At 64.2% G+C, this 22,173-nt stretch carries 16 protein-coding genes; 2 read left to right on the top strand and 14 right to left on the bottom strand.

The window, feature by feature from the left end; all coding sequences use genetic code 11:
• Positions 1 to 33: 33 nt before the first annotated feature.
• The 11 genes from K1X11_RS08565 to dnaE all read right to left on the bottom strand — a co-directional run bounded on the left by K1X11_RS08565 (position 34) and on the right by dnaE (position 18,155).
• Complete coding sequence (locus tag K1X11_RS08565; RefSeq protein ID WP_221029852.1) at positions 34 to 804, bottom strand: class I SAM-dependent methyltransferase; 771 nt, start codon at positions 802 to 804, stop codon at positions 34 to 36.
• A gap of 160 nt (positions 805 to 964) precedes the next feature.
• Positions 965 to 2,098 carry an RsmB/NOP family class I SAM-dependent RNA methyltransferase gene (locus tag K1X11_RS08560; RefSeq protein ID WP_221029853.1) on the bottom strand — a complete coding sequence of 378 codons (1,134 nt, stop codon included), beginning with the start codon at positions 2,096 to 2,098 and terminating at the stop codon, positions 965 to 967.
• A 63-nt stretch (positions 2,099 to 2,161) separates the two neighbouring features.
• Positions 2,162 to 4,261 carry a response regulator gene (locus K1X11_RS08555; protein ID WP_221029854.1) on the bottom strand — a complete coding sequence of 700 codons (2,100 nt, stop codon included), beginning with the start codon at positions 4,259 to 4,261 and terminating at the stop codon, positions 2,162 to 2,164.
• A complete protein-coding gene (locus tag K1X11_RS08550) occupies positions 4,258 to 6,438 on the bottom strand; it encodes a response regulator (protein WP_255599467.1) in 2,181 nt (726 codons plus the stop codon). The genes K1X11_RS08555 and K1X11_RS08550 overlap by 4 nt, the downstream gene beginning before the upstream one ends.
• Positions 6,435 to 8,165: an ATP-binding protein gene (locus K1X11_RS08545; RefSeq protein WP_221029856.1), complete on the bottom strand. Its 1,731-nt coding sequence runs from the start codon at positions 8,163 to 8,165 to the stop codon at positions 6,435 to 6,437. The genes K1X11_RS08550 and K1X11_RS08545 overlap by 4 nt, the downstream gene beginning before the upstream one ends.
• The gene (locus tag K1X11_RS08540; protein ID WP_221029857.1) at positions 8,162 to 8,743 is read right to left on the bottom strand and encodes a YfiR family protein; all 582 of its coding nucleotides are present in this window, start codon (positions 8,741 to 8,743) and stop codon (positions 8,162 to 8,164) included. Before K1X11_RS08540 ends, K1X11_RS08545 begins: the two co-directional genes overlap by 4 nt.
• Positions 8,744 to 8,751: 8 nt before the next feature.
• Positions 8,752 to 10,794, bottom strand: a complete 2,043-nt coding sequence (locus K1X11_RS08535; RefSeq protein WP_221029858.1) for a TonB-dependent receptor plug domain-containing protein — start codon at positions 10,792 to 10,794, stop codon at positions 8,752 to 8,754.
• Positions 10,795 to 11,129: 335 nt separating this feature from the next.
• Positions 11,130 to 12,683 carry a methyl-accepting chemotaxis protein gene (locus K1X11_RS08530; protein WP_305082539.1) on the bottom strand — a complete coding sequence of 518 codons (1,554 nt, stop codon included), beginning with the start codon at positions 12,681 to 12,683 and terminating at the stop codon, positions 11,130 to 11,132.
• 18 nt (positions 12,684 to 12,701) lie between these two features.
• Positions 12,702 to 13,121, bottom strand: a complete 420-nt coding sequence (locus K1X11_RS08525) for a hypothetical protein (protein ID WP_221029859.1) — start codon at positions 13,119 to 13,121, stop codon at positions 12,702 to 12,704.
• Positions 13,122 to 13,147: 26 nt separating this feature from the next.
• Positions 13,148 to 14,347, bottom strand: coding sequence for a hypothetical protein (locus tag K1X11_RS08520; protein WP_221029860.1), 1,200 nt, complete (start codon positions 14,345 to 14,347; stop codon positions 13,148 to 13,150).
• 160 nt (positions 14,348 to 14,507) lie between these two features.
• Positions 14,508 to 18,155, bottom strand: a complete 3,648-nt coding sequence (dnaE, locus tag K1X11_RS08515; RefSeq protein ID WP_221029861.1) for a DNA polymerase III subunit alpha — start codon at positions 18,153 to 18,155, stop codon at positions 14,508 to 14,510.
• Positions 18,156 to 18,314: 159 nt separating this feature from the next.
• Between dnaE and rpsU the strand changes: the two genes are divergently transcribed.
• Together rpsU and K1X11_RS08505 are read left to right on the top strand one after the other, a co-directional pair.
• A complete protein-coding gene (gene rpsU, locus K1X11_RS08510) occupies positions 18,315 to 18,512 on the top strand; it encodes a 30S ribosomal protein S21 (RefSeq protein WP_221029862.1) in 198 nt (65 codons plus the stop codon).
• Between the two features lie 172 nt (positions 18,513 to 18,684).
• Positions 18,685 to 19,632 carry a sugar phosphate isomerase/epimerase family protein gene (locus K1X11_RS08505; RefSeq protein WP_324726145.1) on the top strand — a complete coding sequence of 316 codons (948 nt, stop codon included), beginning with the start codon at positions 18,685 to 18,687 and terminating at the stop codon, positions 19,630 to 19,632.
• Between the two features lie 170 nt (positions 19,633 to 19,802).
• Here the strand turns inward: K1X11_RS08505 and K1X11_RS08500 are convergent, their stop codons facing one another.
• The 3 genes from K1X11_RS08500 to K1X11_RS08490 are packed head-to-tail and all read right to left on the bottom strand — an operon-like array spanning position 19,803 to position 22,107.
• Positions 19,803 to 20,237, bottom strand: a complete 435-nt coding sequence (locus K1X11_RS08500) for a DUF420 domain-containing protein (protein ID WP_221029863.1) — start codon at positions 20,235 to 20,237, stop codon at positions 19,803 to 19,805.
• A complete protein-coding gene (cyoE, locus tag K1X11_RS08495; RefSeq protein WP_221029864.1) occupies positions 20,234 to 21,151 on the bottom strand; it encodes a heme o synthase in 918 nt (305 codons plus the stop codon). The genes K1X11_RS08500 and cyoE overlap by 4 nt, the downstream gene beginning before the upstream one ends.
• On the bottom strand, positions 21,148 to 22,107 hold the full coding sequence (locus tag K1X11_RS08490) for a COX15/CtaA family protein (RefSeq protein ID WP_221029865.1): 960 nt from the start codon (positions 22,105 to 22,107) through the stop codon (positions 21,148 to 21,150). Before K1X11_RS08490 ends, cyoE begins: the two co-directional genes overlap by 4 nt.
• Positions 22,108 to 22,173 lie beyond the last annotated feature (66 nt).

Raw genomic sequence — 22,173 nt, 5'->3', positions numbered from 1 at the left:
TTTTCCTCTGTTTCCTCCTGCGCGAAAACGAGGTCAGGCGTGGGCGACCCAGAAGCGGTTTTCGTCGGAGAAGTCGCGGACGGCGCGGGACTCTTTGGCGATTTCGCGGCGCATGGCGTCCCAGGTGTGCGTCCAGCCGGTGGCTTTGAGATCGGCGAGGATTTCTTCGCGGTCGGGCAGGTGCATGAAGGTGCGGCCGAGGTCGTCTTCGAAGTAGCGGTCGCCGTATTCGACGAGGCAGGGGTCCTGTTTGCCGGCGGCCCATTGCTTGGCTTCATACCACCAGGCTTTGCGCTCGTGGGGCGAATGGTCGCGATCGTGGGTGGTGAAGATGAAGGGCGCGCCGGGGGCGGCGAGGGCGCGCAGGGAACGCATGGCGGCGCGGCGATTGCGGCGACGGGGGATTTGCATGAGGCCGTTGAACATGAAGAGCACGGCGGCGAATTTTTGGTCGGCGACCTGCGGGTGGGTGGCGACCTTGCGGGCGTCGGCGTGGAAGAGGGTGATGGCATCGCCGGTCTCACGCTCGAGGAAGAGCGACTGGGCCATGGCGCAGAGTTCTTCGGCAAAATCGAAGGCAGTCAGGTTGCGGCGACCGCTTTCGTAGAGCGCCATGGAGACGCGGCCCGCGCCGCAGCCGGCTTCGAGGATGGGAGCGTCGGGAGCGGGCGGTAGGTATTTTTCGAATACAGCGAGTTCCGATGCCCAGAGCCCGAGCTTGTGCGCGGCGCGGGTGTAGTGGACGACGGCGCGCAGGTCGTTGAAGTCCTCCCGGACTTGTTTGAAAGAGATTTTTTTAACCACGGATGGACACGAATGGCTTCGCCTACCGTCTACGCACTGAAACCGGTGGAGGCAGACTGAGAATGGAAAGGAGCCGAGTGGCAGAGCAATTTCGACACAGAGATCACAGAGGAGGCACAGAAGACACGGAGGGTTGGGTTATCTTTGTTCTCTTCGAAACCTAGCTCGCGGTTGGGCGGGTCCACCCGGCGAGGAACATGCCGTTGGCGTTCCATTCGGACAGGCTGAGGGTGACTTGGGGGCCGCGGTTGAGGAGGGCGAGGGGCTGGAGCTCGGGGTGGGCGGCGGTGAAGGCGTCGGCGATGGCGGTGGTTTCGCTCTTGGCGAGGGTGCAGACGGCGTAGATGAGACGGCCGCCGGGTTTGAGGGCGGGCAGGGCGTGTTCGAGGAGTTGGCGTTGCACGACGGCGAGTTCCTGCACGTCCGTGAGCGTGGTGGTCCAACGGGCGTGCGGGTTGCGGCGCCAGGTGCCGATGCCGCTGCAGGGAGCGTCGATGAGGATGCCGTCGAACAGGGTTTTGGTCGGCAGCTTGGCGCCGCCGTCCCAGGTGGTGCTGCGGTAGTTGAACACCTTGGCGCGGGAGGCGCGTTGTTTGAGTTTTTGCAGCCGGCCGGTGTGGCGGTCGGTGGCCCAGATGAGGCCCTTGCCCTCGAGGAGTTCGGCGAGGTGCAGGGTTTTGCCGCCTTCGCCGGCGCAGGTGTCCCACCAGGTTTCGCCGGGTTGGGGGACGCAGGCGTGGCCGACGAGTTGGGAACCGAGGTCCTGAATCTCGAGGTGGCCTTGGTGGAAGGGTTCGGTGCGAAAGAGGTCTTTGTCGCCGGAGTAGAGCAGGCCGGTGCGGTTGGCGGGCGCGGGCGCCGGGGTGACGGCGGTGAGGAAACGTTTGATGCGTTTGGTGTAGGCGGCGCGGGTGCGGATCCAGAGGGGCGGCGGGGTTTGCAGGGCGATGAGATCGGCGGGGGAGAGGTCGACCTCGTCGCGCACCCAGTCGGGCAGGGCGAGGGCGGCGAGGGCCTCGGGTTTGACGCTGGTTGGGTCGGCTTCGAAGCGGGCCTGCAGGTGCATGGCGGCGGCGACGCGCACGGGCAGGGCGGCTTTGGGATCGAGCCAACGGTGCCAGCGGGCGGTGGCGAAGAGGGCTCCGGCGATGGCGGTTTTTTCGGCCGGGGCGAGGCGGCGCTGGTGCGCGAAGGTTTCGCGCAGGAGCGTGTCGATGCGTTGGCCGGGTTTGGCGCGGGAGAGGATTTGGGCGGCGCGTTGCGCGGTGCCGTCGATGTGCGGGGAGCGAGCCATGGGCGAAGCAAGGTAGCTAAGCCCGGGAAGGAGGATGCGACCAGCGCGGATTGTGCGTAAAAATTACTCGCTCGAGGTGTCGAGGAGTTGGCGCATGCGGCGGAGGAGTTTGCCGATGTCGTAGGGCTTGAGCATGAGGGTGCAGCGCTCGAGGAGTTCCTTGGGCGCTGCTTCCTGCACGAGGGCCTCGGAGTAGCCGGTGGCCAGCACGATGGGCAGCTCAGGCCGTTGTTCGAGGAGCTCGGCGGCGAGCTCGGTGCCGCTCATGCCCTTGGGCATGACCATGTCGGAAAAGACGAGGTCGAAGCCGCCGGCGTCGTGCCAGGTTTTGAGGGCATCGGGGCCGTTTTCGACGCAGGTGGTGTCGTAGCCGTGACGGCGCAGGACGCAGCTGATGAGTTGGGCGACGACGGCGTCGTCCTCGACGATGAGGATGCGTTCGCTGCCGCGTAGCTCTTCCGAGTTGGAGGGGATGCCGGTGACGGGAAAATCGGGGGGCGGCGGCTCGTCCTCGATCTCTGCGACCGGCAGGAAGAGGGAGAAGGTGGTGCCTTCGCCCACAGCCGTTTCGACGTCGAGCCAGCCCTTGTGCTGGCGAGCGATGCCGTAGCTGGTGGCGAGGCCGAGGCCGGTGCCTTCGCCGACGGGTTTGGTGGTGAAGAACGGATCGAAGATGCGGGGGAGGACGTCGGGGGGGATGCCGGGGCCGTCGTCGGTGACATCAACGCAGATGTAGTCGCCGGGCTTGGCTCCGGCGTGGGCGTTGGCGGTGGCTTCGTCGACCTCGACGATGCGGGCGGCGACGTCGATGCGGCCGCTGCGACCGAGGGCGTCGCGGGCGTTGCTCACGAGGTTGAGGACGACCTGTTCGACGTTGGCCTGATCGGCGCGCACGGCGGGCAGGTTGGCGGGGAGGTCGAATTTGAGTTCGAAGCTGCTGCCGACGAGTTTGGTGAGCAGGGGTTGCAGGTCGGCGAGGATGTCGCCGAGGGCGAGGATGGATTCCTGCACCACTTGTTTGCGGCTGAAGAGCAGGAGCTGGCGGGTGAGGGCGGAGGCGCGTTTGCCGGAGGCGAGGACTTGTTCGAGGTCGGCGCGCAGATCGGGGGCGAGGTCGTCACGTTCCAGTGAGATCTGGGTGAAGCCCTGCACGGCGGTCATGACGTTGTTGAAGTCATGGGCGACGCCGGCGGCGAGCTGGCCGATGGCTTCCATTTTCTGGGACTGGCGGAGCTGGCGTTCGAGTTGAACCTCGGAGGTGATCTCTTGGAAGACCCAGATGCTGTGCGGTTGGTCTTCGATGGTGATGCGGCGGGCGAAGAAGCGGAAATGGCGGATGCTCTGGGTGGAGGGGTCGAGTAGTTCGGAGACCTTTTCGATGGATTCGCCGCGGGTGAGGGTCTCGAGGCATTTGTGCCATTCCTCGATGTTGCCCATGCCGGTGAAGGTCTCGGGGGTGAGTCCGATGGCCTGTTCGCGGGTCATGTTCATGACCTCTTCGTAGGCGTGATTGACGTCGATGATGCGGCCTTCGGGGAGGGTCTGGACGCACTGCGGCAGGGGGCTGGCGTTGAAGGCTTCGGAGAAGCGTTCTTCGGCGACCTGTAGTTGCACGGTGCGGCGTTCGACGGTGGCGCCGAGGTCGGCGACGCGGGCTTCGGACTCGCGGGTGAGGTCCCACTTGCGCAGGAGGGCGTGGGCGAGTTGGACGACTTCGATGTTATCGAAGGGTTTTTTGAGAATGATGAGGCTGTCGGAGGTGCCGAGGGAGCGGGTGAGTTCCTTCCAGGAGTAGTCGGAGTAGGCGGTGCAGATGACGATCTGCAGGCGCGGGTCGACTTCCCAGAGGCGGCGGATGGTCTCCACGCCGTCCCAGCCGGGGGGCATGCGCATGTCGACAAAGGCGACTTGGTAGGGGGCGTCGGCGATGAGGCTGTCTTTGACGAGTTGGAGGGCTTCCTGGCCTTGGTAGGCGTGGCCGAGCTCGAAATGGGGGAGTTCGGGATGCTCTTCGCCGGCGTCGCCGAACATGGCGGCTTCGAGGTCGTTGATGCCGGAGTTGGCCGACGAGGTCTCGGGGACGAGGATCTTGCGAAAGTCGTCGTGAATGTTGGGCGTGTCATCGACGATGAGCACGCGGCGGAGTTCGCTAGATTCGCTCATCGCGAGGGTGACGGGGCCGGGGCAGCGCCGTTGGAGAGGTGGCGGTGGAGGAAGGTGACGAGGGCGTCGGGATTCACCGGCTTGGAGATGAAGTCATCCATGCCAGCATCGAGACAATCATCGCGTTCGGCGAGGGTGGCGCCGGCGGTGAGTGCGAGGATGGGGGTGCGAGTCTTCCCGTGCTCTGCCTCGAAAAGGCGGATACGTTTGGTCGCAGCAAACCCGTCGAGTATGGGCATCTGGCAATCCATCAGGACGAGATCAAATTCCCCGGTTTGGAAGCGGTCAACGGCAGCTTGGCCATCACTTACAACTTCGGCGGCCAAATTGAGTTTTTTCAGCAGACCGAGGGTGACTTTTTGGTTTACCAGATTGTCTTCGGCCACGAGCACGCGGGCGAGGGGGGCGATGGTGGCGGAAGAGGGAACCGAGGGGGTGAAGGTGTTGATGGGACCGGCGGCGAGTTTGGAGCGCAGGAGGCGGTCGAGGAGGAGGTGGCGGCGCAGGGGTTTGGAGAGGCAGCCGACGATGCCGAGTTCCGCCTGAGTGGTCTCGTCGGGGTGCACTCCGACGGAGGTCAGCAGGAGGCAGGGGGGCGGGTTGGTAATGTCGTCGCGGATACGGCGAGCGACTTCGAGTCCGTCCATGTCGGGCATTTGGAAGTCGAGCAGGACGAGGTCATACGGTTTGTCGGCGGCGACGGCGCGGTGGAGTTCGTCGAGGGCGTGCACGCCGTCGGTCACGGCGGTGGTGGTGACCTGCCACGCGGCGAGGAGGCGGGTAAGCAGTTTGCGGTTGGTGGCGTTGTCGTCGACGACGAGCATACGGCGGCCGGCGAGGGGGGACGGGTCGGCGGCGGAGTGGGCGCGAACGGAGAGCTCGGGGGAGTGGGGCAGGGCGAGTTCGAAGTGGAAGGTGGAGCCCTGGCCGGGGGTGCTGTCGGCGGCGAGGTTGCCGCCCATGAGTTCCACGAGACGGTAGGAGATGGAGAGGCCGAGGCCGGTGCCGCCGAAGCGGCGGGTGGTGGAGGCGTCGGCTTGGGTGAAGGGTTTAAACAGGCGGTCGAGTTGTTTGCCGGAAATGCCGATGCCGGTGTCGCTGACGGCGAAGTGGAGGGCTTTGGTGGCGGGGTCGAGCTGCACGCGGACGGTGACTTCGCCTTGGGCGGTGAACTTGATGGCGTTGCCGACGAGGTTAAAGAGGACCTGGCGCAGGCGGGTGGCGTCGCCGATGACGGAGGGGGGGAGATTTTCGTCGAGGTCGGCAATGAGTTCGATGCGTTTCTCGGCGGCTTTGGGGGCGAAGAGGTTGATGACCGAGGAGATGGCTTCGTCGAGGAGGAAGGGTTGGTTCTCGAGCTCGAGTTTATCGGCTTCGATTTTGGAGAAATCGAGGATGTCGTTGAGCAGGGCGAGCAGGGTTTCGCCGGAGGAGGCGATGGTTTCGGTGTAGTCGCGTTGGGTGTCGTCGAGATCGGTTTCCATGAGCAGGGCGCACATGCCGATGACGCCGTTCATGGGGGTGCGGATCTCGTGGCTCATGTTGGCGAGGAAGGCGCTTTTGGCGCGGTTGGCTTCCTCGGCCTGTTCGGCGGTGCGGGCGAGTTCGACGGTGCGGGAGGCGACGATGGCTTCGAGTTGTTCCATCTTGAGGCCGGCCTCGCGGGCGAGGCGCCATTTCTCGGAGAGGGCGCAGGCGAGTTGGAGGACTTCGACGTTCTCGAAGGGTTTTTTGAGAATGATGATTTTGTCGGACTGCCCGAGCTCTTCGGTGATGGTGGACCAGGAGTGGTCGGAGAAGGCGGTGCAGATGACGATTTGGAGGTCGGGGTCGACTTGCCAGATGCGTTTGATGGTCTCGAGGCCATCCCAGCCGGGGGGCATGCGCATGTCGACGAAGGCGACGGAAAAGGGTTGGCGGTCGGCGATGCTGCGGGCGACAAGATCGGCGGCTTCCTGACCTTGGAGGGCGTGGACCAGTTCAAAGGATTCACACTGCAGTTTGGAGCTGGAGGCGGTGTCCTGGGGCTCGTCGAAAAAGGCCTGTTCGAGGGCGTCGAGTTCGGCGGAGTGACTGTTGTCGGTCTGGCCGAGGATCTTGCGAAAGTCCTCATGAATGGAGGGCATATCGTCGACAATCAGGATCCGGGTGGGGGAACTGGTCTTGGCGCTGTTCATGATGTCGAATCCTTGGCAGGAGCGGCGGAGGCAGCGGCAGCGGGAGCGGGCTGCGGCGTCGGGGAGGGGGCGTTGGGCGAGCGTTTGGCGCGGTCGCGGAGGGCGACGGAGGGGTTGGAGGGCAGGCTGAGCACGAAGGTGGCGCCGCGGTCGAGGCCTTCGCTGTGCACGGAGAGGGCGCCGCCCATGCGTTTGGCGGCGAGGGCGCCGCTGTGCAGGCCGAAGCCGTGGCCGTCCTCGCGGGTGGTGAAGCCGTGTTGGAAAATGCGGTCGAGGTTTTCGGTGGCGATGCCGACGCCGTGATCGCGAACCACAAACTGGATGGCGTCGCCGTCGCGGCGGGTGGAGAGCTCCACGCGGCGGCGGTCGCGGCCGAGGCGCTTGACGGCGTGCATGGCGTTGCTGACGAGGTTGACCAGGATTTGGAGGGTGGCGTGGCGGTCGGCGACGAGGCGCAGTTCCTCGGGGTTTTCGGTCTCGAAGTGAATGTCGTGGCGCTTGGAGGACGCGATGTGGATGCGCATGGCATCCTCGAGCAGCATCGAGGCGATGAGGTTTTCTTCCACCCCGGCGGAACGAGCGAGGCTCTGTTGGGCGGAGACGACTTCCTTGATGTGTTCGATGTTGGTGTTGAGGGCGACCATCTCCTCGCGGATGAGGCGGTTCTCCTCGGCGAGGTTTTGGTGGATCTCGGTGAGGAAGCGGGGGAGGAGCTTGGCCTTGGGGTCGTTGGCGTAAAAACCGGAGGGGTCCTCACGGTGGGGGGCGAGCAGTTGCACCGTGCGTTGGAGGGTGCTGATGCGGGAACCTTCGAGGCGTTCGCGCACGACCTGGGCGGAGACGTTGACGGAGTTGAGCACGTTGCCGACATTGTGGAGCACGCCGGTGGCGACCTCGGCCATGCCGGCGTAGCGGGACGATTCAACGAGGGCTTTTTCAAGGCGGGCGCGTTCGGCAATCTCCTTGTTCAGGGCTTCGTTGGTGTCGCGCAGGTCGCTGTCGGCGGCCATGAGCTTATCGAGCATGGCGTTGAAGGTGCGGGTGAGTTGTCCGACCTCGTCTTCACCGGACTCGGGGGCGCGGATGCTGTAATCGGCGGTTTCGGCAATGTGGGCGGCGCTGGTGGCGAGGCGGTTGAGGCCTTTGAGGAGGAGGCCGGCGAGGATCCAGATGATCGGGCCGATGATGAGCAGGGTGAGCGCCAGCAGGGTGAAGAGCGCCGGGAGGAAGCTCTTCACGGTGGAGAGGAAGATCGGCTGGTAGTCGGCCACCAGCACGAGGTCACCGTAGTCTTCGCCGCGGTAGCTGAGGGGGTAGCGGATGACGAGTTGCCAGCCGGCAAAGTTGGAGATCTCGCCGTTTGCCGGTGCCTCCATTTCTTCGTCGGCTTCGCTGGTGCCGAAGCGGTGGAGGACCGTTCCGTCGGAGTTCTGGAGTTCGGCCTCGATGATTTCCTGTCGGGTCTGGAGCACGGCGAGGGCGTCGCGCATGCCGTTTTCGTCACCGAAGGAGATGGGACCCACGGCGTAGTCGGCCACGATGCGGGCGAGGGCCTCCATGTCGTCGCGGAAACGGTCCCGTTGGTTGACGGTTTCGTGGGCGAAGAGGGCGAGTGAGGCGATGACGATGGCCAGGAAGCAGGTGCCGCCGACGGTCAGCAGGATCTTGCCCCGCAGCGAAGCCAGGCGGGGAGTCTCATGCAGGGGGGAGGAGGCCGGGGCACTCATGGGTGGTCCTTGACGATTTCGGCGAGGCGGGCGAGCTGACCGCTGAGGGTGAGTTGGGCGCGTTTGGCGGCGGCGACGTTGATTTGAAAGCGGAGGGAATCGCCGCGGGGCACCAAGCCGATCACGCCGTAGCGGGAGGCGAAGTTGGGCGATTCACCGATGATCAGGGTATGAGCTAGAGAAAGGCGTTGCAGCAGGTCGGGGGGGATGGGTTCGGCGTCGGCGTGAACGAAGAGGAGGTGGGGAGCTTCAATCTCGGCGTCGAAGGGAAAAATGGCAAGGGGGTGTCCGTCGACCTCTTTGCCCGCCAAATTGGTGGCGATGGTATCGTAAACGGACGTGGGTCCCCAGACGCCGATGCGCAGCGGCACGGAGGCGGGGAGGGTTTCCTCGGGCCATTGCACGAACTTGGCGAAATTGAAAATGAAGCCGGCCTTAACGCGGTATTCGAGACCCTGGGCCGAGGTCGTGAGAGGCAGCAGGGCAAAGAGGAAGAGGCCGAGCCACGCGCGTCCTCCGGGCACGTGGCGCGGGCGAGCGTGAAGGCAGCAACGCAGAACCGGAAGCAGGGCAGGCATGACGGGGTTCAGCGTTGGAAGGTGAGCCGGAGGTAGAGACTGCGGCTGAGGTTGGGTTGGACTTCGCGGGAAAAGATTTCGGCGTATTCGCGATGTTGAGCGTCGAGCAGATCGCGGCCGATTAGTTCGATGCGCCAAGCCGGGTGAGGGGTCCACGCGAGTCGCACGTGGAGCGCATCGTAGGTGGGCACCAGTCCGCTTTCGAGGGACCCGACTTGTTGCCAGCCCAGGTCAAGGTCCCAGTCCGGGTGCGGCGACCAACTGGCCTGTGCTCGCGTGGTGTGGGAGGGCGTGCTCAGTTCGTAGAGCTCGACCGAGAAGCCTGAGATCTCGTCACCGACATTGGTTTGGTCGGTGAGGTTCATGTGCATCCAGGAGTAGGAGGTTTCGAAGCGCAGGCTGGGCGCGGCTTGCCACGTGAGGTTGATCTCGCCGCCTTTGGTGTGTCCGACGACGTCGTTGGAGGTGGGCACGTCGACCGCGAAGTGGGGGACCGGGGCGGCGAACACAGGCGTCACCGTGCCGGTGTAGAACCCACGCAGGTCGGTGTAGTCGTTGTAGTAATACGTGGCCTCGAGGGTGAGCCGGGGGTGTGGGGCGTAGCGGTAGCCGACTTCGAACGCGGTCAGGTATTCGCTGGAAAAGTCTTCGGAGCCGCGGATGTGGGTGGCCACGGGCAGCGGGATGTAGGGCGGGTTGGCCGGCACGACGGAGCTGAAATAGTCGACGCCGTGTTCGGCGCGGCTGGGCGTGCGGGCGGCCTTGGAGATGGCGGCCCACAGTCGGTGTTCGGGGTGCAGTGCCCAGATGGCGCGCAGGGAGGGTTGGAATTCCCAACCGGAATAGGAGTTCTGCTCGAGCTTGGCGCCGACGGTGAGGCGCAGGCGATCGGGGATGGGGTCAAATTCGTCCTGCACAAACGCGCCAAAGAAGGTGACGGTGTCGCTCGGATCGCTGAAGCTGAAGATGGTGTTGGAGGAGAGGTGATCGAGGGTGCGGCGGTAGGTCAGGCCGGTCAGCAGCTCATGGCCGGGCAACGGATAGAGTTTGGCCTGCAGGTCGGCGGTGACAGTATTGCGTTCCTCGCTGAGCGTGTCGCGGCGGTCGCGCAGATGGTCGAAACCGGCGTTAAATTTGAGTCCGCCGTTCCAGAGCGGCAGGGGTTGTTGCCATTCGAGTGATATGTTGCCGGCGCGGGCGTGACGGTCTTCGGGCAGGGAGTCGCGGTAGGGGGGCACGAGTGTCGGCAAGAAGCTCTCGCCATTGGCATCCAGTTCGCGCCATTCGGCGATGACGGTAAGCTGGCGGTCGTCGGTCACACTGTGTTCGACGCGGGTGCCAGCGAGGGCGGTCTGCCATTCGTGGATGCCGATGAAGGGCAGGGTGGAGGCGTCGGCTTCCTGGTGTTGGACCTTGGCGTAGACCCGGGCGGCGGTGCGGTTGCTGAGGCTCCAACCATGGCGCACCTCGGCCATACCGAGCTGATCTTCGCCGACGGCGAGGGCGGCGTGGGTGCCGAACGTCTCGCGCACGGGTTTGGAGACGATGTTGATGAAACCGTTCATGGCGTTGGCGCCCCACAGTGATGCGCCCGGGCCACGCAACACCTCGATGCGATCAAGGTCGCCGAGGAGCATATCTTGCATGCCCCAGTTGGTGCCGCTGAAGGTGCCGTCGTGGAGGGAACGGCCATCGGCCACGACCAACATTTTGTTCACCGTGTTATCGTTGAAACCACGGGCACTGACGGCGAAGTGGAAAGGATCGATGCGGGCGACCTGCAGGCCCGGCACGCCGCGGAGCGTATCGGCCAGAGTGAGCACCCCGAGGCGGTCGATGTCTTCACTCACCAACACGGTGGCGGCGGCGGGGTAGTCGACGAGGGTATGTTCGGTCCGGCCGAGAGAGGTGATGCGCACGTAGGACAGGTCGGCCAAATCCATCGTGGTGAAGTCGGTGAACTGGGCGCGAGCGACCGGCAATGCCGCGACGGTGGCGGCGGTCAGGACGAGCACCAGTCGGCCCCAGCGGGTGGTGCGATAGTCCGACAAAGAGGCGCGCGTGGACCCCCGTTGTCCCCGCAGGCAAAGCAGAAGACAGGCCGCACGTCGCAAGGAGTGGGGTCCAAAGGAATTAACAAACATGATTTGGGCTACCCAACGGCTCAGAATTGATCGGACTTTAGGGGATACGAAAGGGGATGAGGGAGGGGAGAGATTGAGGGGGAGAAACAGCGTCTACAGGAAAGGGGGAAAGCGGTTTCGGCAACGGGCGGAATTTACGGAGTGCCGGCGTGTCCGCTTGCGCAATTCCCGCAGAATTATGGCGATACAAAAAACCCGCATCGCGGGGAGCGATGCGGCCAAACAATGGCTCATCCGAGCGTTCAGGCAACCGGGACGCGGGCCGTCGCGGCGGGGCGATGGGATGGTTTGAAGCCGCCGGACGGGGGCGGAGGCGGTGCCACCAAGCGGGTGGTGCGCCGTTTTTCCCCGATGAGCGCCTGCAGGCGGTCGACGCCGTGCTGCAGGATGCCGGACTGGGTGTCGAGGTCGCCGGCGGCAGCGGCGGTTTCCTCGGCATTGGCGGCGTTGGCCTGGGTGACCTGGTCCATCTGGGAAATGGTGGTATTGAGTTGGTCGATACCCTGGCTCTGTTCCTGGGCGCTCGAGGCTTGGCCGGACACGAGGTCGGCGAGGGTGCGGACCTGTTCCTGAATTTCGGAGAACTTGGCGGCGACATCGGCGCTCAGGCGCACGCCGTCGCGACTCTTGGTGACGGAGACCTCGATCTTTTCGGCGGTTTCGCGGGCGGCCTGGGCGGAGCGTTGGGCGAGGGAGCGCACCTCGTCGGCGACGACGGCGAATCCGGCTCCGGCTTCGCCGGCGCGAGCGGCTTCGACGGCGGCGTTGAGGGCGAGGATGTTGGTCTGGAAGGCGATCTCGTCGATCGTCTTGAGGATGGCGGTGACGTCTTCGCAGGCCTTCATGATGGCGCCCATCGCGGTATCCATCTCCCGCATACGGGAGGCACCGGTATCGGCGGCGTCGCGGGTCTGGCGGGAAACGGTCTCGGCCTGGCTGGCGGCGTCGGCGTTGTGGCGAGTCATGCCGGCCATCTCTTCGAGGGAAGCGCTGGACTCCTCGAGGGACGCGGCCTGTTCGCTGGAGCCGTCGGCGAGAGACTGGCTGGCGTTGACGAGGGCGGCGGCGCGTTCGCGCACGATGCCAGTGGCGGCGGTGAGATCGTCGCTGGTGGAGCGCACCAGTTTGGCGACGGCGCGCACACTGAAGTAGGCGACAAGCATGCCGATCACGGTGCAGGCGGCGAGTCCGAGTCCGGTAATCATGCCGATGCGTTCGGTCTGGGCGATGGATTGCACGGTGACATCGCTGGCAGCGGTGGAGGCGGCGAGGATGGCGCCGGACAGGTCTTCCTGCTCGCTGGCGAGGACTTTGACGGCTTGGGCGATGTCCTGATCGAGCGTGGCCATGGCGATTTCGAAATCGCCGGCTTCGAGCGCGGAGTGGAATTTGGCCGCGACCGCTTCGTAGTGGGTGAGGGCGGTTTTAAACTCCTGCAGATGGCCGTGGATGATCGGGTCCTGGACGGATTCCGCCATGGCGGCGAGGTCGGCTTCGACGACGGCGATGCTGGCGGCGAAGGCTTCGTGGCGCTGGGCCATTTTGGCCTCGTCGCCGGCGAGGGCGAATTGGAAGAGGGCCGCTTCGCTGCGCAGGGTGGCTTGTTGCATGCTGCCTAGGCGCAGGAGATTGGGCAGGTGGCGTTCGGTGAACTCGGTGGTGCCGAGGGCGCCGAGGTGCGTGTAGTGCCGGACGGTGCCGGATACGCTGAGCACGCCGATCAGCACGACCGCGAACGAGCCCAGCACCAAGGCAATGGTGCGGCGCAGGGTGATGGCTGGCTTGGAGGACTGCATGGCGAAGGCGGGGGCAGGTTAGATTTCGGAAAGCACGGGCAGCTCGCCGGCGGCGGTGTTGTCGACGATGCAGATGGCCCCGGGGGTGGAGGCGGCGAGGGCGAGGGCGGCCTGTTCATCGGCCACGACCTTGGGGGCGGAGCCGCCACCGGTCATGAAGAGGCGGCGCCAGTGGTTTTGGAACTGGCCGGAACTCATGCCGACGGTGGCTTTGAGGAAGCTCTCCTGGGCGGGGCTGTTTTTCGCGACGATGATGACGACGCGGGCGGAACCGATTTTGTTGTTTTTGCCGAGGAGGACGGCTTTGGCGGCGTCGGCATCGAGGGCGTTGCCGGCGAGGTCGGCGTTGCCCACGAGGGCGGGGGCGGCGGAGGCGCTCAGGACGGCGGTGCACAGGCCGAGCAGCAGGAGCAGAGAGGAGCGAAGGGTGCGTTGCATGACGATCACGGGTAGGCGGTGGTGGGTCAGAACGAGTAAGTGGTTTTGACGGCGAGCAGGGTGGTGCGCAGGTCGCGGGCGGGGTTGGGCGTCTTGACGGTGTTGAAGACGTTCATGGCACCCTCGATCCAGTGGCCCTCGATTTTGACGAGGAGTTGGTCGGTGAGATCGAAGCGAGCGCTGGCGACCCATTCGCGGTTGTAGTTGTAGAAGTCTGGCGCGGTGGGGTCGGGTGCGTCGTCGGTTTGGGAGCTGTAGTAGGCCCCCAGTTCGAGGTAGGGCGTGATGCGGCGGGCGGCCGAGACATACCAATTGCTCCACTGGAAAGGGCTGGGGCGGACGAAGAGCGGGGTGGTGAGATGGAAGTCGCTCACGACACGCTGCCACTCGGCGGCGAAGACCCAGTCGTTGTAGTAATATTCCACCGACAGCGCGTGGGTGTCGTAGGCGTCGGAGGTCAGGCCGGCGGGGAGGGCGGGAGCGGGGGCGAAGGCGCCGTCGCCGGCGACATCGGCGAGGCGGTTGAAGGAGTATCCGCCGCGTAGGCCGAGGATGGGCGTATTCCAGAAGAGTTGCAGGCCGTAGACGGAGCCGAGTTTGAGTGCAGCCACGCCGGGAGCGGCGTAGATGCCGGAGTTATTGAAGAAGTCGGCCACGCCTTGGTCGGCGCTCACGGAGCGGTCGCCGTAAAAGACTTTGTAGTCGAGGGAGCCGGCGTCACCGAGGCCGAGGTTGCCGTAGGCCATGGCGCCGTCGAAGGAGCCGAAGAAGTCGCGCAGGATGGGGTTGTAGAGGCTGAGCGGCAGGAAGGCGTAGGGGCGGATGGAATCGACATCGAGGGCTTCGCCGTAGAGTCCGCGGGGAAACTTTAGGCGACCGGCGCGCAGGCCGATCTCGCGGCGGAATTGGTAGTCGGCGACGGCCCAGTCGAGGATCGGCTCGTCCTCGCCGTAGTTGCCGAGACTCTGGGCAAACGCCTGGGCGCCGATGCGAAAGTCGCCGCGCGAGTAGGACGCGTTGAGCGCGATCTCGCGGAAGTCGAAGGTGCCGCCGTCGGCTTCGACGGGATAGTTGTTACCCCAACTTTGGAGGTAACCTTGGCTGATGAAGCCGCCGACTTGAATGTCAGCGAAGGATACGGTGGCGGAGGCGGTGCTCGGCCAAGCGATGCAGGCGAGCGCGGTCGATACGGCCGCAAGGCCAGTGCGGATTCGAGAGGTGTTCATTGGTAGCTGGTGGCAAACCGGTCCTAGGGTCTGCTGAGCTACCTATTCGGGGGAATTACTAGTATACTTTAGGGATATATCCCCGATTACGTGAATGTGCCCATGAGCCAATCAGGAGGCTAATGGGCACCGTAAGCAGGGAGGGGCAACGTGCCCCGGTTTAGCGCCGTTTACCCCAGCGCTGGGTCTGTTTGAGTTCGAAGGGGGCGGTCTCGATTTGCACGCCGACGACGGCGGGGTGGTTGCGCAGGACCTGGAAGATTTCGCCGGAGAGTTTCCAGTCGAGGGCGGTGGAGATGTCGGCGATGGCGACGGAGCGGTCGGGGCCCACGAAACCGAGGCTGGTGGAGGTGGGACCGGACTGGCCGTCGATGATGGGCCGCAGACTGCGCAGGAAGGAGCTGTTGTCGGTATTGGCCGGATCGAGCAGCCAGGTGACGCGCTTGATGTTGGAGGCGACGTAGTTGGGCAGATGATACGCCTCGCGGACGTTGAGGCGGGCACCCTCTTCGTTGACCATGACCGTGCCGCAGATGACAACCGGGGCGTTTTCGCTGAGCACCTCGCCGTATTCCTCGTAGGCGTTGGCAAACATGTTGAGCTGCAGGGTGGCCTGTTTGGTGGCGAGGGAGAAGGCGACCCAGGGGCGGTTGTCCTTTTTGGAGAGTTTTTTCTGCAGGCCACCGGCGATGCCGCAGATGCGGAAGGGCGTGCGGTCCTCCTGTTCCAGCAGCTCGTCGAGGTCGTAGGTGTCGAGCGCGTCGGCGAGACCGATGTAGGTGTTCATCGGGTGGCCGGAGACGTAGAAGCCGAGCAGCTCCTTTTCGAAGGCGAGTTTTTCCGATGACGTGAAGTCGGTGACGTCGTCGGGTTTCAGATTTTTGATTTCGGATTTTCGATTGCCGGCAGGTTTCGGCGGCTCGGGTTCGGCCAGCATGTCGAGGAAGTTGTTTTGGCCGGCGGCGCGGTCGCGGGCCTGCTCGGCGGCGGCGGCGATGGCGGAGTCGATGCGCTCGAAGATGCCCTTGCGCGGCTCGCCGGAGAAATCGAAGGCGCCGGTTTTGACGAGGTGTTCGAGGACGCGTTTGTTGGCGGCCTTGCCGTCGACGCGGGCGATGAAGTCGTCGAAGTTCTCGAAGTGCCCGTTGGCTTCGCGCTCCTCGATGATCTTGAGGGAGGCGGCTTCACCCACGCCCTTGATGCCGGCGAGACCGAAGCGGATTTTGCCGCCGGCGACCGGGGCGAAGTTTTCGCGGGATTCGTTCACGTCGGGGCCCTGCACCTCGATGCCCATGGCGAGGGCTTCATCGATGAAGTGGGACACCTTTTCGGCGTTGCCGAGCTCGGCGGTGAGCACGGCGGCCATGAACTCGACCGGGTAGTTGGCTTTCAAATACGCCGTCTGGTAGGCGACGACGGCGTAGGCGGCGGAGTGGGATTTGTTGAAGCCGTATTGGGCGAACTTGTTGAGGAGGTCGAAGATCTCGTTGGCTTTGGTGGCGGAGATGTCGTGCTTCTCCTTGGCGCCCTTGATGAAGATCTGGCGCTGCTCATCCATGGCCTTCTGGTCTTTCTTACCCATGGCGCGGCGGAGCATGTCGGCGCCACCGAGGGAATAACCGGCGATGACCTTGGCACACTCCATCACCTGTTCCTGGTAGACGATGATGCCGAAGGTTTCGCGGAGGACGGGCTCGAGGAGCTCGTGGGGATACTGGACCGAGGCCGGGTTGTGTTTACCGCGGGCGTAGTCGGGGATGAACTGCATCGGGCCCGGCCGGTAGAGGGCCGAGATGGCGTTGATGTCGTCGATGTTGGAGATGCCCACCTGGCGGGAGGCGTTCTGCATGCCCGGCGATTCGAGCTGGAACACGCCGACGGTTTTGCCGGCGTTGAGCAGCTCGTAGGTTTTGGGGTCCTCGAGGGAGACGTCGTCGATGGAGAAGTCCGGCATCTGCTGGGTGCGGCGGACGTTGGCGACGGCGTCGGAGATGACGGTGAGCGTCTTGAGGCCGAGGAAGTCCATCTTCAGCAGGCCGAGTTTATCCACGGCCTTCATGGAGAACTGCACGGTGACGTCGCCTTCCTGCAGGGTGAGGGGGACGAAGTTCTCCAGCGGCTGGTCGGTGATGATGATGCCGGCGGCGTGTTTGCCGGTGTTGCGCACCATGCCCTCGAGGACGAGACCGGCGGTGACGATCTTCTTGGCCATCGGGTTGCGGTCGATCTCGGTGCGCAGCTCGGAAGACTTCTCGATGGAATCGGTGAGCGAGATGTTGAGCTCGTCGGGAATCATCTTCGCGAGCCGGTCGGCGTCGGCGAAGGCGAGGTCGTGCACGCGGGAGACGTCGCGGATGACCATCTTGGCGCCGAGGGTGCCGTAGGTGATGATGTTGGCGACGCAGTCGCGGCCGTATTTCTCGCGCACGTAGTCGATCACCTCGACGCGGCGGCGCATGCAGAAGTCGATATCGAAGTCGGGCGGGGAGATACGTTCCGGGTTGAGGAAACGTTCGAAGAGCAGACCGAACCGCATCGGGTCGATGTTGGTGATGGTCAGCAGGTAGGCGACGAGGCAGCCGGCACCGGAACCACGGCCGGGACCGACGGGGATCTCGTGTTCGCGGGCCCAGTTGATGAAGTCCCACACGACAAGGAAGTAGTCGACGAAGCCGGTGACGTTGATGATGGCCTGCTCGTAGCCGAGACGGACGACGAGCTCTTCGGCGCTATCGAGGCCGGAGTAGTCGGGCGGCTTGGGTTTTTCGCCTTCGGGGCGGTTGTTGAGCAGGTCGAGTTTGGCGGCGACGTTCTCGTGAGCGGCGATGGAATCGTAATCGACGTCGTAGCGGTCCTTCAGGCCCTCGACGCAGAGCTGGTGAAGGTATTCGGCAGGCGAATACTTGGAGGAAATTTCCGGGGGCAGCGGATACTTGGGGTAACGCTCGGAGCCCTTGGGGAAGGGGATGGCGAGGTCGCACATCTCGGCGACCAGCTGGGTGTTGAGAATGGACTCGGGGAACTCTGGGAAGACCCGTTCCATCTCGGCGCGCGACTTGAGGTAGAACTGGTCGCCGGAGAAACGCATGCGGTTTTCCTCGGCCAGCTTGGAGCCGGTCTGGATGCAGAGCAGGGCGTCGTGCGGCTGGGCGTCGTCGGCGTTGACGTAGTGGACGTCGTTGGTGGCGATGAGTTTCAGGTCGAACTCCTCGCCCAGCTTGATGAGGCCGGGAATGATCTTCTTCTGCTCGGGGATGCCGTGGTCCTGGATTTCGACGAAGTAGTTCTCCTTGCCGAAGATATCGACGAACTTAGCGCAGGCCTCGCGGGCTTCCTCTTCGCGATCGTGCAGGAGGAGCTGGGGGACGAGGGAGGCGAGGCAGCCGGTGAAGCCGATGAGGCCCTCGGAATATTGGGCGAGGGTCTCCATGTCGGTGCGGGGTTTGTAATAAAAACCGCGCAGGTGGGAGTCGGAGACCAGCTTGAGCAGGTTCTGGTAGCCGGTGAGGTTTTTGGCGAGGAGGCCCAGGTGGTAGTAGCTCTTGCCGTCCTCGGCGCGTCCCTTCTTTTCGAGGCGGGAGCCGGTGGTCATGTAGAGCTCGCAGCCGATGAGCGGCTTGATGCCGGCGGCCTTGGCGGCGTTGTAGAACGCGATGGCGCCGAAGAGGTTACCGTGGTCGGTGAGAGCGAGCGCGGTCATGCCGAGCTCGCTGGCGCGGCCCATCAGCCGGTCGATGCGGCAGGCTCCGTCGAGCAGGGAATAATCGGTGTGAACGTGAAGGTGGGCGAAACTCGGATCGGCGGGCACGGGCGTAGGGAAAAGCTGAAATCAGAAAGCTGAAACGCTGAAATGGAAATCAAGCGGCGCCTTTTTGGCGCAGATGGGGCGGCTAAAGATTGCCGTTGACGCAGAGGCCACGCTTTGGCGCTATGAGCCTTTTTCCCTTTCAGAAACACGTCCTACGACATGCCCATCGAAATCAAAATCCGCAAAAGCGAGCCGGTCGACCGCGCCCTGCGTCGCCTGAAGAAGAAGCTCGAACGCGAGAACATCATCAAGGGTGTTCGCGCCAAGCGTTACTTCGAGAAGCCCTGCGCGAAGCGTCGCCGCAAGGAGAAGGTCATGGCCTTCACCCAGATGCTGCGCCGTCGCCACGAGGGTTGATCCCGCTGTCGTCGCCACGCGCGACGAACCGAGCCTTTTTCCCCACCGCGCCGGTCGAACGTTGTTCGCGGGCGCGGTTTTTTTGTGCCTTGATCCGTCTTTTCTGCAAGCGACTCACACTTGGACGACCTGAGTTGCTCCTGTTTCTGATTTCGTCTTTTCTAACCTCCCTGTGAAGCCGACCCTGGCGCTATCAACCTGCTGGAACTCCTACCGCCACACCGATGGCTACGCGATGCTCAAGGAGATTCGCGACCTCGGTTTCGACTATGCGGAGCTGAGCCACGGGACGCGCATCGTGCTGGTGCCAGGGATTCTGCGGGCAGTCGAAGAGGGGCTGATCCAGATCACTTCGACGCACAATTTTTGTCCGCTACCCACCGGCATCAACCATTCGGCGCCCAACCTGTTTGAGCCGTCGAACGCGACGCACAAGGAGCACGACCAGTGGCTCCGGCACACCCTCAAGTCGATCGACTTCACCGCGCAGGTGGGCGCGTCGGTCATGGTGACGCACCTCGGCAGCGTGCACTTCTTTTGGACCAATCCGGTGCGCAAGGTGAAGGCCTACCGGCGCATGCACTCGGAGCTCGATGTGGCCAAGGACCCGGGCTACCGGAAGGTGCTGGAGAAGGCGCTGGCCAAGCAGCGCAAGCGCATGCCGCCCTACTGGGAGCAGGTGCTGGCGAGCCTGGAAGAGATTCGCGAACGCTGCCTCGAAAAGAAGGTCATGATCGCCTGCGAGAATCGGGAGAAGTTCCAAGAGCTGCCGCTCGATGACGACTTTCCGGCCTTTTTTGATGCGATGCCCGAGCAGCGGCACTGCGGCTATTGGCACGACACGGGCCATGCCGAGCTCAAGCAGAACATGGGCGTCATCAGTCACCGTGAGCATTTGGAGAAGAACGCCAGCCGCCTGCTGGGCTTCCACCTGCACGACGTCGCGGATGACGATGACCATCAGCCGGTGGGTTATGGGCAGATCGATTTCGACATGATCAGCTCATTCTGGGAGCCGCACCATCGGCTTACCTTGGAACTGAGTCCGCGCACCACGCCGCGACACGTGTTGATGTCCAAGGAGCGCGTCGACGCCTTGGTTGAAAAACGTTTCGGCTGAGCCGCTCTGGCGCGTTCGCCGAGTTGGTGGTTACAGAAGTAGGGATGTCGGGCGTAACCGCGCCCGAGGCGGGCAAGAGCCCGACCCACATCAGACAGAGTAACCGATTTGTGGGTCGGGCTTTACGCCCGAAATGGCTGTATCTGGATGAGGATTTGTAGCGGCTCGGCTCAGGCCGTGGCGGGCCACCAGCGGTAGAGGAAAAAGTAGACCAGGACGCCGGTCACACTCACGTAATACCAGATGGGGAAGGTCCAGCGGGCCCACTTTTTGTGCCGCTCATAGTTGCCCTTGATGGCGAACCAGAAGGTGCGCGGCACGAGGTAGGCGATGCTCATGGCGAGCAGGATGTGGGAGATGAGCATCGCATAGTAGATGCCCTTGATCGCGCCTTCGCCGCCGAAGGGGGTGTGCACGCCCTGCACGGCGATTTTGTGGGCGACGTAACCGACCAGGAAGATCGCCGACACGCCGCCGGCGGCGAGCATCGCCTTGCGGTGGGCGTCGCGGTAACCGGCCTTGATGAAGCCGAAGCCGAAGGTCATCAGGAGCGTGGCGAGGCCATTGAGCATGGCGTTGAGGGCGGGGATGTCGTGAATCGTCATACCAAGAAGAGGCGATCGATCACCAGTGCACCAAGCTGCAACGGAAGCCAGCCGATGGAGGCGAAAAACAGTTTGCGGGCGGCTTGGTCGCGGCCGTCTTTGCGCAGGAAAGCGACGGCGCGCATCATGAACCAGAGCCCGAGCAGCACCGTCACGCCGAAGTAGATCCAGGTCGCATCGCCCATGAAGCTTGGCAGGGCGCTCACGATCACCACGGCGACGGTGTTGACCAGCGACCAGAGGGCGACGGTTTGGCCGTCGCGGTCGCGCACCGGCAACATCGGAAAATCGACCGCGCTGTAGTCCTCCCGGTAAGTCCAGGCGATGGCCATGAAGTGCGGGATTTGCCAAAAGGCCAGCAGGCCAAACAAGACCCACCCCAGCGGTTCCATGCCACCGTGAGCGGCGGCGTAACCGATGAGGGGCGGAAAGGCGCCGGCGATGGCGCCGATCTCGGTGCTCCACTTGGACCAGCGCTTGGCGGGCGTATACCACGCGAGGTAGGTCACGATGGTCGCGAGGGCAAAAGCGGCGGCGAGCGGACTGGCCAGCGCGAAGAGCAGGAAACAGCCGCCAAAACACAGGCCCCAACCGAGCACAAAGGCAGCGCCATCGGGCACTTTGCCGGAGGGCAGGGGACGGTCGGCAGTTCGGTGCATCTTGGCGTCGGTGTCGCGCTCCATCCATTGATTGAGCGACGCGACACCGCCGGCGCAGGCGGAGGTGCCGACCATGGTGGCAATGAAATGGGTCCACTCCCACGGCGCCTTCACCACAAGGTAACCGACCATGGCGGTGATGACCGACAGCATGCTGAGCCGCGGTTTGGTGAGCTCCACGTAGTCGGCAAAACGACCGGCCGCCGCGACGGGCGGTTCATGGGCGGAGGCCGAAGCGGCGTCGTTCGAACTCATACGCTGACCCTCCCTTCCCGGCGCATGGTCCACAGGGTGGCGCCGTAAGTGGTGGCGAGCAGCAGGGCGCCCACCAGCACGTGACCGGTCGTCACGTAGGGATTGCGGGTGGTCCAAATGACCGAGGCGCCGAGGGCGACTTGAGCGACGAGCAGCGTCGCAATGGTGGTGCCGGCGCCGCCGAGGTGTGCTTTGGCCAGCTTCACGGCGTAAGTGATGAGCGCCACGCTCAGCACGACCGCCATCACGCGATGGGCGAAGTGAATGCCGACCCGGAAATTCCACAGCGGCGGCAACAGGTCGCCGTCGGCGGAGCTCAGCGGGAAGGTGGGGATAGCCATGCCGGCGTAGCTATGACGCATGATCGCCGCGATGGCGAGTTGGAGCAGCAACAGCCCGCAACACCACCGGCCGAGGCGAGACAGGGCGGCCAGTCCGTCGGAGCGGGCCGAGGCTTCGATCCAGGGGCGCGACAGCGCGAGCGCGATGGTGAGCAGGGTGCACACGTAGACCTGCGCGAGGCAGGCGTGCAGCATGGCGAAGAGGCGACCTACGCTGACCGAATCGAGGAAGATGTGGTCGAGCAGCACCCGCAGTCCGCCAACCAGCGCCTGCACGAACACCAGGGCCACGGCGAAGAGCGCGACGTGCCGCACCCAGGCGCGCGCTTCCTTTTTCCAAACAGCCAACCAGATGCCGATGGTGATAAAGGACATCATGCCGGCGCTCAGGCGATGGGAGTGCTCGGCAAACATCATGATGTCGCTCAGCCAGCCGTCGGGATTGAGCGATCCATTGGAGAGCGGCCAATCGAGAAAGATCATGCCGGCGCCGATGCTGGTGGTGAACGCGCCGAGCATCACCAGCACAAACACCCAGATGCCGCCGAGCGTGGCGAACCACGCCAAACCGGGTTGGTAGCTGGAAGAACGGGCGGACGTGCTGAGCAACGGCATGGTGGGCAGAAAGCGGCGGGGCGGAAGGGGAGAGCGGGTCACCCTACGAGCCGCATTCCCTTTGAC

This window comes from Actomonas aquatica (genome assembly GCF_019679435.2).
Taxonomy (GTDB): Bacteria; Verrucomicrobiota; Verrucomicrobiia; order Opitutales; family Opitutaceae; genus Actomonas; species Actomonas aquatica.
The sequence above is the reverse complement of the archived record's forward strand: the minus strand, read 5'-3'. Positions and strand labels throughout refer to the sequence as shown.